This window comes from Marinobacter sp. SBS5, assembly GCF_048285575.1.
Classification (GTDB): domain Bacteria; phylum Pseudomonadota; class Gammaproteobacteria; order Pseudomonadales; family Oleiphilaceae; genus Marinobacter.
Map to the genome: position 1 here is coordinate 374,732 of NZ_JBLWAZ010000001.1, position 13,242 is coordinate 387,973.

Consider the following 13,242-nt stretch of genomic DNA (forward strand, 5'->3'; position numbering starts at 1 on the left):
GGGTTATTCCAGGTAGTAGTCGAAGGTGGAGACCACTCGTACGGTTTTCACCGGTTGCTGCTGTTCGGAAATTCCTGGTGCCTGATCCCGGGCAAGGATCTGGAACACACCTTGGTTGGCTCTGCGCAAACCACCCAAGCTGGCGTTGGCATCCCGGGCAAATTGGCTTGCGGCCTGCCGGGCAGACTTGGTGGCTTCGGCAATCATTTCCGGTTTGATGGAGTTTAGGCCGCTGAACAGGTAGGTCGGACCGCCCGGGCCATAGTCGGACGAGAGTAGAACGCCGGAGTCCACCAGTTCGCTAACATTCTGTGCCGCTTGGCGAATGCGTTCAATCTGCTTACTGCGCACCATCAGTGTTTGATTGATGATGAACTTCTGCTCGCCTTCACCTTGATACGGATTGGCTCGGGTATCGGTGACGTCCAGCCTTTGCAGCTCCACCGCGCTGCTCTCAATGGCCTGGAGCTTCAGGAATGCCATGATGGCTTCCCGACTGCTTCGTGCTTTTGCTTGCGCCTGTTCCAGGGTTTTGCCGCTGGCGACAAAGCGAATGGGCCAAAGAGTCAGGTCGGCGTTCACTTCCCGTTCCGCGACACCTTTGACGGTGACATAGCGGTCTCCGGTTTTCAGCCCTGTAAGACCCTCTTTTAGAAGTGATGCAGAGAAGATGGCGCTTAGGCCCAGGATGAGAGCAACGATGATTTTCACTGTTTGATTCCTTGTGCATGACGTTTGTTAGCAGTCTGTGCCTGAGCGGTCTTTAAAGCGCTCTTTCATGGCTTTGTGGCGACGGTCGCTGTTTCGGAATTCCGGCGGTAAGGGCTGTATCAGGTACAGGAAGTCGCCTTTGTTCAGGTTCTCAAGCAGTGGCGGTTTGGCTCCGTCTTCGGGCCAGAACACAGGGCTCAGCACCACAACCGAAAGCTCGGGCGCGCGCTGCTTCAGTAAGGCCACGGTACCGAGTTTTTGCTCGCTGTGAAATGTACCGGTCAGATGCAGAACCTGGTGGCCGGGGTGCTGCTTTCGAGCCTGCAGAATACGGTCGGCCATGGTGTTGTCCCTGACCAACTGCGCTTTGTAGACGTTGTCCATGCGCTGGGCGATGGCTGGGTCGTTGGAACCGTGACTGCTGCTGATTGCTGCTATGAATTTTTTTCGGTAGGCGGGGGTGTCCAGAAACGGTTGCTCCGGCAGCTGTCGGCGTTGGGGGTCGGCTAGGCGGGTGAGGTAATCCGGCCCCTGACGACCTACGCAGCGGACAATATCGGCCGGAGCATTGGCGGCCAGCACCGGTAGTTTGTGGTGAAGAGCGTATTCGATGAGAGGCCGGTAGGAACCGCGGTAGTTGTCCCACGCTTTGGCATCCTTCACTAGCTCTGTCTCGCCAGTGATGCCTGCCAGATAGTCGTTCAAAGCCGATTGGCTGTTCAGGTCGAACTGTTCGAGGGTCAGAACTACATTGGGGTTGCGGTTGTGCAGCTGTTGCAATATGCGGGCTTGAAGAAGGTGCGACGCCTGATGGCCGTGATGTTCTCCGATCACCACGACATCGGCGTGCATGGCTGCGTTCACTACGTCTACCAAAGAAACTGGCTGACCGCTCTGGCTATCAATGAGCTGGCTGTCGTAAAAGGTGGCGGGTCGCAGGGTGTTTGGGGTCAGCGCACAACCGGACAAAGCGAGCAGGAACAGCGAGGCTGATATAGCCAGTAGGTGCTTGATCGCGGTCATGGTATGCCTGCCTATTTTGAGTTCTTTGTGCGTTCTTCTCGCCAGTTTTCTCCCAGCTTTTCTTCCACGTATTCACGGATGAATTGCCGAACCTTCTGGGAGGGGGTGACGTCGTCCTGTTTGCAGAGTTCCTCGAACACCGCTTTTTTATCCGGGTCGATAAGCAGGGTCAGACGCGCGGTACGGTTTTCTTTTGTCATGACTGGCAGAACCTTAATTATGTTAATTAGGTTAACATTGAATGTAATATGTATGAGCATATAATTGTGCGCATGTCTTCGCAACCGGGAGTTCGCCAATGCCGCATCGCGCTCATCTTTTTTCCTTGAGGTTTGCCCACGCACTTCGCGAAGCCTGTATTAATGAGCGGTACACCAGCTCCCGGTTTTTGAAGGATTTGATGGCGGGCGTTACCGTTGGCATCATTGCCATCCCTTTGGCTATGGCATTGGCTATCGCCAGTGGCGTGGCTCCTCAATACGGTTTGTATACCGCTTTTATTGCCGGTTTTATCATCGCGTTGCTTGGTGGTAGCCGGTTCAGCATTTCTGGCCCCACCGCCGCCTTTGTCGTCATTTTATACCCCATTGCCCAGAATTATGGGTTGGGCGGCTTGCTGCTGGCCACGCTGATGTCCGGTGTGTTGCTGGTGATGATGGCGCTTATGCGCCTGGGACGCTTTATTGAGTACATCCCGGAGTCGGTCACGCTAGGGTTTACCGGTGGCATTGCAGTGGTGATTGCGACTTTGCAGGTCAAAGACTTCTTTGGGCTTTCGGTTGAAAGTATACCCGAGCATTATTGGGACAAGCTGGCGGTGCTGGCCCAGCAGATGCCGGCGATGGATGGCATGAGCACACTGGTGGCCGGAGCAACCTTGGCGGTCATGCTGCTGTGGCCAAGGCTGAAAACGCCGGTGCCTCCGCACCTCCCGGCGGTGGTGATTGGTAGTCTGTTAGCACTTTGGTTCAACTCGAACGGTGCGGCCATCGAAACTATCGGTTCCCGTTTCAGCTACCTGTTGCCAGACGGCAGCATGGGAGCAGGCATCCCCCCATTCTTACCCGAATTTGCATGGCCCTGGCAGCAACTGAACGCCGAGGGGGAGCCGGTTGGTTTGTCTTGGGGCATGGTTCAGGCGTTGTTGCCGGCCGCGTTTGCTATTGCCATGTTGGGTGCCATCGAGTCGCTTTTGTGCGCGGTGGTGCTGGATGGTATGACCGGCAAGCGCCAAAGCGCCAACAGTGAGTTGATGGGGCAGGGGTTCGGAAACATTGTTGTGCCGTTCTTCGGCGGTATTACCGCCACAGCCGCTATTGCCCGTTCTGCCGCCAACTACCGGGCGGGGGCTGAGTCGCCGGTGTCGGCGATCATTCATGCGCTCGTGGTTTTGCTCGCGCTGGTTTCGCTGGCTGGCGTACTCGCCTATCTGCCCATGCCCGCGATGGCGGCTTTGCTGATCATGGTGGCCTGGAACATGAGTGAAGCACCCAAAGCCGTACATCTTCTGAAAACCGCACCGCGCATGGATGTGCTGGTTTTTCTCACCTGCTTCAGCCTGACCGTTGTCTTGGATATGGTGATCGCGATAACCACCGGCGTGTTGCTGGCCGCGGTGCTGTTCATGCAGGAAATGGCGCAGATGACCAAGGTCACCGACATTTCCGGCAATAAGCGTGTGGAGCCGGCTGGATTGCCGGAAGGCTGGCAGGTGTTCAAAATCAACGGCCCTCTGTTCTTTGCGGCCGCTGACCGGGTGTTCGGGGAGTTGGCTGCACTGTCTCGGCAAGCCCGAGGCATTGTGCTGTATATGGATGGTGTGACGGTGCTGGATGCAGGTGGCTTATCGGCACTGAACAAGCTGATCGCCAGTTGCCGTGAGGCCAAGACAGAAATACTGATTGCTGACCTTCAGTTTCAGCCTCTGCGAACGTTGGCCCGCGCAGGCGTGAAGCCAGAGCCCGGCGTCAGCAGCTTCTACCCGACACTTGAGGCAGCACTTGAAGCGGCATCTTCTGGTTCTCGTGGGAATCTGAGTTAAACTGCCTTCAAAAGAGGGTTGTCATGCTTCCATTTCGAATTATCGATCGCGTTAAGTTCATCTTAGAGCGCCAATTGCTTAAAGGTGCCGGCTTCCAATTGTTGGTGGTTGGGCTTTTTATTGGCTTGATCTCTCTAGTAGGTGGTTTGCTGGTGGTGCCTCAGGGAGGTGAATTTGATGACCCGGCCGCGGCTATCTGGTGGGCATTTCTCCGCCTGACGGACCCAGGCTACCTCGGCGATGATGTGGGCACTTGGCAGCGAATCGTTTCTACCTTGCTGACCATTCTGGGGTATGTGGTGTTCATGGGTACGCTGGTGGCGATCCTGACCCGCTGGCTGATCGCTAAAATGACCGACCTAGAGCGGGGTCTGACGCCCGTTACCTTGAAAAGTCATGTGGTGGTTCTCGGCTGGACCGCACAGACGCCGCCGTTAGTAGCTGAGCTGTTCGGTTCAACAGGCCGGATGCAGCGCTTTCTTGAAAAACACGATACCCAGCGGCTACGCCTCGTGGTGCTGGCAGAAGAAGCCAACGTCGAACAGCTCTACGAGTTGCGCAACGAGCCCGGTGTGGGCAGTCGTGCCCGAGAGGTTATTCTGCGAAGCGGTTCAGCGATTCAGCCGGAGGCTTTGCATCGAGTGGCTTGTCTGGATGCAGCGGCGGTGATCGTGCCCAGTCAGGGCTATAACGCCGGTAGCATAGTGACCTCTGATGTGGAAACCGTGAAAGCGTTGTTATCCATTGCCGCCCAAGCCCGACACTTGAATGCGCCCTTGCCCTACGTCGTTGCTGAAATTCAGGATATGCGCAAACTGCCTGTTATCGAACGGGCATACCCGGGTGCTGTTGAGGTGGTTGCGGGTGGCTCCACCATCAGTCGTTTGATGGTCCAGAACGTGCTGCACCCGAATCTATCCGAAGTTTATAACGAGTTATTGACGGCCGATGGCTGCAACGAGATTTTTGTCCGTGGCGGGGAAACTGCCGAGGGGCTAACGTTAGGCGAACTGGCCTCACAAAGGCCGCACGCGATCGTATTGGGGCTGCTGCACCCGGTTAACAACGGTGCTTGGAAAGTAAATCTGCTGGCTTCCTCTAACACCATGATCCGAACCGAGGACCGAGTGGTGCTGCTTGCCAGAGATTACGCCCACACCGGCCCAGACCCAAAGGCGGAACCCTTGGCTCCTGTTGAGCGAGTGGCGGTGCCTGTGACAGCCAGCGTAAAGTCCGAAAAACATCGTGTGCTAGTGCTTGGTTGGAATCGTCGGGTGCCGAGTTTGGTGGCGGAGTTTGGCAGCTATTCGGGGCGGCAGTTCGAATTGGACATGGTGTCTGCCACGCCGTTGGATGAGCGGCAGCGGGAGCTGTCCCGCTATGGAGTGGATATTGAGAAAATTAACGGCCGCCTGCTTGAATCCGATTACATGGTGGAGGATGAACTCAGGAAGCTGGACCCTGCCTCTTACCATACCGTGATGTTATTGAGCAGTGATCGCATTGGCTCCGGTGAGGAAGCAGATGCCCGTGCTATGGTCGGTTACCTGCAGTTGGAAGATATTCTGTCGGAAGCAACGGTGCGGCCGCAGGTCACACTCGAACTGAGCGACCCGGACAATCGCCACCTGATGTACGGTCATCAGAGTGAAATGTTGATCAGTCCGATGATCCTGAGTCATGTGCTGGCTCAGGTTGCGTTACGCCGTGAGCTGAGAGTCGTGCTCGACGAGTTGTTTACCGTGGGAGGGGCGGAAATTCAGTTCCGTGATCCCGAAGACTACCCCTTGCCTGCCAGCGTGGATTTTCAGTTTCTGGAGAAAATTGTGGCTGCAAGGGGAGAGATTGCGTTGGGTATCCGCCGGGAAGCGGCGGACGAGCGTGGTCGCCACCTGCAAATGAACCCGCCTCGGAAGCAATACCTAGACCTTCAGAAAGGCGATCAGCTACTGGTGATGTGTCAGACCTGAGTCCGCTAAAGGCGCGTGAGCGCTGCAAGTGATTGAGGCAGAAGTGGTTCAACCTGCCATTCATAAGAAAAATGCCGAAAATACATAATATAAATTTCAATTATAAGATTGAACGCAGTACAGTGTCGCCCAACGTCAGCCTCTGCTTGTTATCACAGTGGCAGGCTGGCAACGGTTACCGCCTGGCAGCAGTAACCCGTACCTTTTGAACACAAACGTAGAAAGGATAGAGATCATGCCCTACTCACAAGACGTTGATCAGATCGCTTCCATCGTGAAGCAAAACCCGACTTGGAACGCCATCAACCCTAAGCACGCTGCTCGCATGCGCGCCCAGAACAAATTCAAGACTGGTCTGGACATCGCTAAGTACACTGCGAAGATCATGCGTGAAGACATGGCTGCCTACGATGCCGACACTTCCAAGTACACTCAGTCTCTGGGTTGCTGGCACGGTTTCATCGGTCAGCAGAAGCTGATCTCTATCAAGAAGCACTTCGGTAGCACCAAGCGTCGTTACCTGTACCTGTCTGGCTGGATGGTTGCCGCTCTGCGTTCTGAGTTCGGTCCTCTGCCTGACCAGTCCATGCACGAGAAGACTTCTGTATCTGGCCTGATCGAAGAGCTGTACACCTTCCTGCGTCAAGCCGATGCATGGGAACTGAACCACTTGTTCCGTGACCTGGAAGCTGCTGAAAAAGCTGGCGACACTGCTAAAGCTGAAGAGCTGATCAAGCAGATCGACAACCACGAAACTCACGTTGTTCCCATCATTGCCGACATCGACGCTGGTTTCGGTAACGCTGAAGCCACTTACCTGCTGGCCAAGCAGATGATCGAAGCGGGCGCGTGCTGCATCCAGATTGAAAACCAGGTTTCTGACGAGAAGCAGTGTGGCCACCAGGACGGTAAAGTTACCGTTCCTCACGCCGACTTCCTCGCCAAGATCAACGCTGTACGTCTGGCGTTCCTGGAGCTGGGTGTGGACGACGGTGTTATCGTTGCTCGTACCGACTCTTTGGGTGCTGGCCTGACCAAGCAGATCGCTGTAACCAACGAGCCGGGTGACCTGGGCGACCAGTACAACAGCTTCCTGGATGGCGAGTACATCGAAGACGCTTCTCAGATCGAGAACGGCGATGTTGTTATCAAGTCTAACGGCAAGCTGCTGAAGCCGAAGCGTCTGGCTTCTGGCCTGTTCTGCTTCAAGCCTGGTTCAGGCGAAGACCGTGTTGTTCTGGACTGCATCACTAGCCTGCAGAACGGCGCTGACATGCTGTGGATCGAAACCGAGAAGCCTCACGTTGGTCAGATCGCCAGCATGGTTAACCGCATCAAGGAAGTTGTTCCCGATGCGAAGCTGGTTTACAACAACAGCCCGTCCTTCAACTGGACTCTGAACTTCCGTCAGCAGGTGTTCGACGCCATGAAGGAAGAAGGTAAAGACGTTTCTGCATACGATCGCGATCGTCTGATGAGCGCTGACTACGATGGCACCGAGCTGGCTGAGCTGGCTGACGAGTGGACTCGTAACTTCCAGCGTGACGCGTCACGTGAAGCGGGTGTGTTCCACCACTTGATCACTCTGCCGACTTACCACACTGCGGCACTGTCTACTGACAACCTGGCTAAAGGCTACTTCGGTGACGAAGGCATGCTGGCCTACGTTGCTGGTGTACAGCGCAAGGAAATCCGTCAGGGCATCGCTACTGTTAAGCACCAGGACATGGCTGGTTCTAACATCGGCGACGACCACAAAGAATTCTTCGCGGGTGAAGCTGCGCTGAAGGCTGGTGGTAAAGACAACACCATGGGTCAGTTCGAGAACATCTAATCTCGACTACCTAAAAGGTGATTGAAAAGCGGCCCCGGAAACGGGGCCGCTTTTTTTGTGTCTGAAATAACGTCAGCAAGGCTGACAAGTGTGTGATTGGTAACCGCATGATAGTTAACGAATATGCGTCAGACGCCGTTTTTGAACCGTGCGGTTGTACCATATTTGGGACAGTTTTTAGGGGGCTCTGATTTTCTATCATTCCCGCCATTCTATTATTTCAATACTTAAATCAGCGGCTTGCCTGACCTTCTTAATGGTGTGGCACGTTAATCGCTTTAGTGAGTTTGAGGGTCTGACCTATTCGGATAGAAGCAAACAGTAGTCGAGCGGGGCGGGCCAAAGAGAAGTGCAATGATGTTTGAAGGAAGCGATATCATGAAAACTCAAAAAAGCTTGCTAGCGATTGCTGTTGCATTAGGTCTGGGCCTCTCAGGTGTGGCCTATGCAGACGTAGGTGGGGACGGTGACCCGAACACCAATGCTGTCGATAATGCGACGGCTAACAATGACTATTCCGGAAACACCAATTCGGGTAACGACAACTCGAACTATCCGGACAGTTCGGACAACTCGGATAATTCGAATAATTCCGATAATTCGAATAACTCTGACAACTCCGACAATAGTGCTACCGCAACGGATTCGTTCAAAATAGCGGACAGCGGCAATGACATGTCGGACAACTCGGATAATTCCGACAATTCCGATAACTCCGACAACAGCGCCACTGCGACGGATTCGTTCAAGATCGCCGACAGCGGTAATGATATGTCTGACAACTCGGATAATTCGGATAACTCAGACAACTCCGATAACTCGGACAACTCTGACAGCAGCACTAACGTGACTGATTCGTTCAAGGTGGCTGACAGCGGTAACGATATGTCAGACAACTCGGATAATTCGGATAACTCTGATAACTCCGACAATTCGGATAACTCTGATAACTCCGACAATTCGGATAATTCAGATAGCTCCGACAACTCGAACAGCAGCACGAATGATTCGTACAACACAGCGAATTCGAACAACGATAGCAGCGACAACAGTGACAATAGCAACAACAGCGACAACAGTAACAACAGTGTTACTGAGCTGAGTCTCTCGCTGGACGTGTTCATGAACGATGCTGAACTCAACGGTTCGGTGGCCGATACAAGCGTGACCTACGGTGATGCTTCCGCTAAGAAAGCGTACACCGAAGTACGGGCTCATAACGAGATCTCCGGTGGCTCTGCAAACTTCACAGGTGTGGGGGCATTTGCCCAGAACGCCGGTGTGGGCAGTGTGACTCAAGCCAACGTGAGTGTTATGTCTAACCTGACCGCTGGAAGCGACAACTGAGCAAGGCGAGCCATGCCATTAGGTGTGGCTCGATTCTCGCCGGGAGGCGCGTCATGACGAACACTATCAGAGGAACCTTGAGAGTCGTTTGGCTATTCGCTGCAATGGGGCTGGCGGGAGGCGCAATTTCAGAAGAATGGATGGATTTACCGGCTATGGATAGCGACCAGCTTGCCGAAGCTAGTGGCCGTCAGGGCGTATCGATGCAGTGGCAGCTGAACGAAAACCAACAAAATGCCTTGGTAACGGGAAACAGTTTGTCGGGTACCTCCACTACGGGGAACAACCTGATATCCGATCAGGCGTTTCAAAACATGAGTGGGATCGCCACGGTTATTCAGAATACCGGTAACCAAGTGGTGATTCAGGACAGCACTCAGGTAAACATACTGATCAATCGCTGACAGGAGGTGGGCCATGGTTAAGCTGCTGCTTGTATTAAGTTTGGCGGGCACTGTGGCGCTTTGGTCCACTGCTTTTGCCGGTACAGTCACCTTGCCAGGGATGGGAGGCAGCCTGCAGGTTGATGTTAGCAGTTTCAAAGAGCAGCGGTTCGGTTCGGTGCTGCAACAGCAGTATGACTTCAGTTGTGGTTCTGCGGCTATCGCTTCATTACTTTCCTATCACTACAACCACGATTTTTCGGAGCATGATGTTTTCTCCAAAATGTTCGCATTGGCCGACCCCGAGAAAGTGCGCAAAGAGGGGTTCTCCATGCTGGACATGAAGCGGTTTCTCCAAGCCGAGGGCTATCAGGCCGATGGATTTCGAATGCCGCTATCCGGTTTGCGGGAGAAGGTAAGCTTGCCGGTGATTGTTCTATTGAATCTTAAAGGTTTTCGACACTTTGTGGTTATCAAAGGAATCAGCGACGACGAAGTATTCGTGGGTGACCCCGCGCGAGGGTTGAAAGCCTATCCCAGAGCAGAGTTTGAACGTTATTGGGATGGTGCCGCATTTGTTATCCGCAGCCATTTGGCGCAAGGGCGTAGCACGTTCCTTGCAGAAGGCGACTGGCCGCAGATCGTTCGGGCGCCTTTGCATAAAGGACAGGAAGGTCCGTCACTTGGCCATACCTTGCCGTACTGGCCTTCGACTAGGGAGTGGTAGTGTCATGATGAGTCGACACGGTTTTTTGATCCTCGGGCTGGTGGCGGGGTTGGTTAGCGGTACGTTGACCGTTAACGCTGAAAGCATGTTTATAGCTCAGCCTTTGACAGATAGTGAGCTGGCAGCGCAACGCGGCGGGTTTCTGTTGGATAATCTGGAGATTTCGATCGGGCTTGAGCAGATTATGTCCGTGAACGGAGAAATTCTGGCGATTAATCGTCTGACCATTCCCAATTTAAATCAAACGGTGAATGACGGTGGGGTGCGGCACGAAGTAGAGACCATGCTTGGCCTGATCAATTCTGGGCAGACCGGTCAGGCGCTTGTCTCTACCTCGTCGGCCTCGGGCGGCTGGATGACGTTGATTCAGAATGATCTGAATGGCTCTGTAATCCAAAATGTGCGCCAGCTTAATATCGAACTGAATAACTTGGGCACGGGTTACCGTATTCCCGATCACCTGCGGAACCCGCCCTTACAATTCCTAGGACGCTAGTCGCATATTGGTGAGCTTGCCCTACCGTTCTAGAGACTGATGGGCAGCTTCAAGGTGATTTCCGTATCCGGCGCATTCTCGGTAACTCCAACATTGACGGTAAGGCTGAGAGTCGTATTTGGCTTCAGCCTGTGTGATAGACCGAACGATAATGAACCAATTTGAATACGGTCAAAGTTCGCAGCAAACAGGTCAATGTTGCGCTCATAAGTGGTTTCGCCAATAATCGACTGATCATAGCCAATGCTAAATGAAGTACGCTCGTTGAAGGCGAACCCCATGCCAAAACCGAATCGCACGACGTTCCCCGGATCAATGGTCTTGCCGTTTTCAAAGCCCTTGTCGTCTTTTTGGGTATACACATAACTCAGGTTGCCATACAGAACGGCTGGGTCTGAGGGGTAAATAAACGACAGGCCCGGCTCGAAGGACCAGAAGCCGGAGCCTGTGGGGCGTTCAGCAAGTTCAACCCCAATGGGGTTACCTTGGCTGTCTCTGATAACCTCTTGGTCAACGTCGTAGGGGCTGTCGCCCGTCGGCGCTTTGACCCGGAAAGAGCCAATCACGTAAGGCCAGCCCTCTAGGCCGTCGTTGAGCTGATAGCGCACAGCCAGTTCGATGTCCCCAAGGCCATTCCCTGACGATTCTCGCAAGGTATCAACCGGGGTTCCTTCAAAGGCCTCTCGTTCTCGGAGATCTTCCTGAATACTCAAGTAGGGCACCCGGAGGGAGGCTTCGAAGCGACTGCTGAAACCATACTTGAGTGATACCGCACCGACAAAAATATCTCGCTGAACTTCGGAAATATTGATCAGGCCAATCAATAGGGCTGGAATGACGGTGTAGCCTTCTACCGCAACCAGGGTTGAGGTGCTGTGAGCGTGTGAGATGGCCGGCTCGATGATGAATCGCCCGGGCTGTGTGACAATGCCTCGATCAGCGGTGATAGAGGCGATATTTGAGGCTTTCTCGCTTTCTTGTTCGGCAGCACGCCAGGCACCCGGGCGCATTTCGTGTTCCGGCTTTGCCATGGATAAGGCACTTGGCAGGCATAGGGATACAGCGAGAAGTAGGTGCGTTTGGGTTTTCATGTGGCATCTCCCTTGGGCGTAGGCTTCTGCCGGAAGCCCCGGCTAGGTGGTTGTGGGTTGTGCTTTTCCAGCAGTCGGTAGAGGGATGCACGTGAAATTTTCAGGACCCGTGCGGCCTCAGACAGGTTGTTGTTCGACAAACGAAGGCTATAGATCAACGCTTGCTGATCGGCCTGGTCCCTAAAGGCCTGGAGGCTAAGGTTGGAGGGCTGGTTGCTTCCAGGGCCAGGGGCGCGTAGCCCTAGGTCGCTGGGTTCGATAAGGGTTTGCTCACTGAGCAGCACGCCTCGGCGCAAGCGGTTTTGCAGTTCTTGCAGGTTGCCTGGCCAAGAGTGGTTGATCAGGCTCTGCATCGCAGCATCGCTGAGGTGTTTTTGTTCTAGCCCCGGGAAAGATGCCTCAAGTAGTGAGTGTGCCAGTGTTGCTATGTCTTCACATCTTTCCCGCAAGGGTGGAAGTGTCACTTCAAGGTTGCCTAGTCGGAAGCAGACATCGCTGCGAAATAATCCAACCGCGACCAGTTCAGGCAGGGGTTGAGTGGTGGTTGCGATCACCCGGCCATCGGCCGAAATCTGGGTGTTGCTGCCAACGCGCTGAACCTCACCTTCTTGGAGAAACCGAAGCAGGGCGGATTGTTGTTCCAAGTGCAGTTCATTGATGCCTGAAAATACTAATGAGCCGCCGTTTGCTTGCTCGAGCCTGCCTGGGTGTGAGTGCTGTGCGCTGGTAAACGCGCCTTTCTCATAACCGAACAGCTCGCTTTGGGTGAGAGTGCTGGGCAGTGCTGCACAGTTAACGAAAATCAGTGGGCCGTTGGCGCGTGCGGAGTTGGCGTGGATGAAGCGAGCAGCGGCCTCTTTCCCGGTGCTACTTTCGCCCGTGATTAAGACGGGCTCGAGAGTCGCGGAATATCGGCGAAGCAGGTTGTGAACATGTTTGATGGCTTGAGAGCTTCCAATCAGTGCCAGATCGCTGTAGTCATGAAGGTGTGTGTGGCTCGTGTTCTGGATAATTGAAGCCATTCCCCACAGGTGACCGAGCACTGTGTTCAGGCGCTGACAATCCACGGGCATGGTATGAAAATCCGAGCAATAGCGAACGATCACATTCGCCGAAGTGGATCCAGGGTCGGGCCGCGAGGGTGATAGCGCGACCCAGAAAATCATGCCCAGTGATTCCAGCCAGTTTTCCAGTTGCGATATATCCACCTCTGCAGATTCCGGGAGTTCCAGAACGCCTACTTTGGCTTCGGCCGGTGTTGCTGCAAACAGTGCAACGGGTTGGTCAAACTGGTAGTCGGCCAGGAGCCAACTGGCTTCCAGTGCCTTTCGTACGTTGGTGCTGCTGTTTGTTGCTGATAGCCAAACGAGCGGCCGCTTTTCCACCATGGCTAGTCTCCACAGGAGGGTGCCTTGGAAATAGGACTGCCAGCCGTTCAGGAAAAGACTGCTTAACCGGTACCGCAAATAATCCGATCACTATCCTGTGTGACCCGCTGCGACAGCACGCTGCCGCCATGTCTATCCAGTTGTTTTTATCGATAGTCAGCAGGTTGTGTGCCAGAAACGAGTTAAATCCCCCTGTACAAACAGTTGCGATGAGGGTGCCGTACTATGTTA

General features: G+C 54.1%; 12 protein-coding genes. 7 read left to right on the forward strand and 5 right to left on the reverse strand.

All coding sequences use genetic code 11. The features are described 5' to 3' along the window. Nucleotides 1–3 precede the first annotated feature (3 nt). From ACNQ6O_RS01770 to ACNQ6O_RS01780, 3 genes are read right to left on the reverse strand one after another with little or no spacing between them, the layout of a single operon-like run. Nucleotides 4–711, reverse strand: a complete 708-nt coding sequence (locus ACNQ6O_RS01770; protein ID WP_418051532.1) for an SIMPL domain-containing protein — start codon at nt 709–711, stop codon at nt 4–6. A 27-nt stretch (nt 712–738) separates the two neighbouring features. Then, nucleotides 739–1,734, reverse strand: a complete 996-nt coding sequence (locus ACNQ6O_RS01775; protein WP_418051533.1) for a ChaN family lipoprotein — start codon at nt 1,732–1,734, stop codon at nt 739–741. Between the two features lie 11 nt (nt 1,735–1,745). Then, on the reverse strand, nt 1,746–1,934 hold the full coding sequence (locus ACNQ6O_RS01780) for a CopG family transcriptional regulator (protein ID WP_418051534.1): 189 nt from the start codon (nt 1,932–1,934) through the stop codon (nt 1,746–1,748). A gap of 98 nt (nt 1,935–2,032) precedes the next feature. Between ACNQ6O_RS01780 and dauA the strand changes: the two genes are divergently transcribed. The 7 genes from dauA (at nt 2,033) to ACNQ6O_RS01815 (ending at nt 10,532) form a co-directional block, all read left to right on the forward strand. Further along, the gene (gene dauA, locus ACNQ6O_RS01785; protein WP_418051535.1) at nt 2,033–3,775 is read left to right on the forward strand and encodes a C4-dicarboxylic acid transporter DauA; all 1,743 of its coding nucleotides are present in this window, start codon (nt 2,033–2,035) and stop codon (nt 3,773–3,775) included. A 23-nt stretch (nt 3,776–3,798) separates the two neighbouring features. Beyond that, nucleotides 3,799–5,745, forward strand: a complete 1,947-nt coding sequence (locus tag ACNQ6O_RS01790; RefSeq protein WP_418051536.1) for a CASTOR/POLLUX-related putative ion channel — start codon at nt 3,799–3,801, stop codon at nt 5,743–5,745. 235 nt (nt 5,746–5,980) lie between these two features. Further along, nucleotides 5,981–7,579 carry an isocitrate lyase gene (locus ACNQ6O_RS01795; protein WP_418051537.1) on the forward strand — a complete coding sequence of 533 codons (1,599 nt, stop codon included), beginning with the start codon at nt 5,981–5,983 and terminating at the stop codon, nt 7,577–7,579. A gap of 378 nt (nt 7,580–7,957) precedes the next feature. Continuing rightward, nucleotides 7,958–8,926: a dentin sialophosphoprotein gene (locus ACNQ6O_RS01800; protein WP_418051538.1), complete on the forward strand. Its 969-nt coding sequence runs from the start codon at nt 7,958–7,960 to the stop codon at nt 8,924–8,926. A 53-nt stretch (nt 8,927–8,979) separates the two neighbouring features. Then, entirely contained in the window at nt 8,980–9,330 is a 351-nt protein-coding gene (locus tag ACNQ6O_RS01805; protein WP_418051539.1) for a hypothetical protein, read from the forward strand. 13 nt (nt 9,331–9,343) lie between these two features. Continuing rightward, nucleotides 9,344–10,036 (forward strand): C39 family peptidase, encoded by a 693-nt coding sequence (locus tag ACNQ6O_RS01810; RefSeq protein ID WP_418051540.1) that lies wholly within the window; start codon nt 9,344–9,346, stop codon nt 10,034–10,036. Nucleotides 10,037–10,040: 4 nt separating this feature from the next. Further along, nucleotides 10,041–10,532 (forward strand): hypothetical protein, encoded by a 492-nt coding sequence (locus tag ACNQ6O_RS01815; protein WP_418051541.1) that lies wholly within the window; start codon nt 10,041–10,043, stop codon nt 10,530–10,532. A gap of 29 nt (nt 10,533–10,561) precedes the next feature. On the opposite strand, the gene ACNQ6O_RS01820 is transcribed toward ACNQ6O_RS01815, so the two are convergent. Then, entirely contained in the window at nt 10,562–11,623 is a 1,062-nt protein-coding gene (locus tag ACNQ6O_RS01820; RefSeq protein WP_418051542.1) for a transporter, read from the reverse strand. Next, nucleotides 11,620–13,011 carry a sigma 54-interacting transcriptional regulator gene (locus ACNQ6O_RS01825; protein WP_418051543.1) on the reverse strand — a complete coding sequence of 464 codons (1,392 nt, stop codon included), beginning with the start codon at nt 13,009–13,011 and terminating at the stop codon, nt 11,620–11,622. The genes ACNQ6O_RS01820 and ACNQ6O_RS01825 overlap by 4 nt, the downstream gene beginning before the upstream one ends. Between the last annotated feature and the right edge of the window lie 231 nt (nt 13,012–13,242).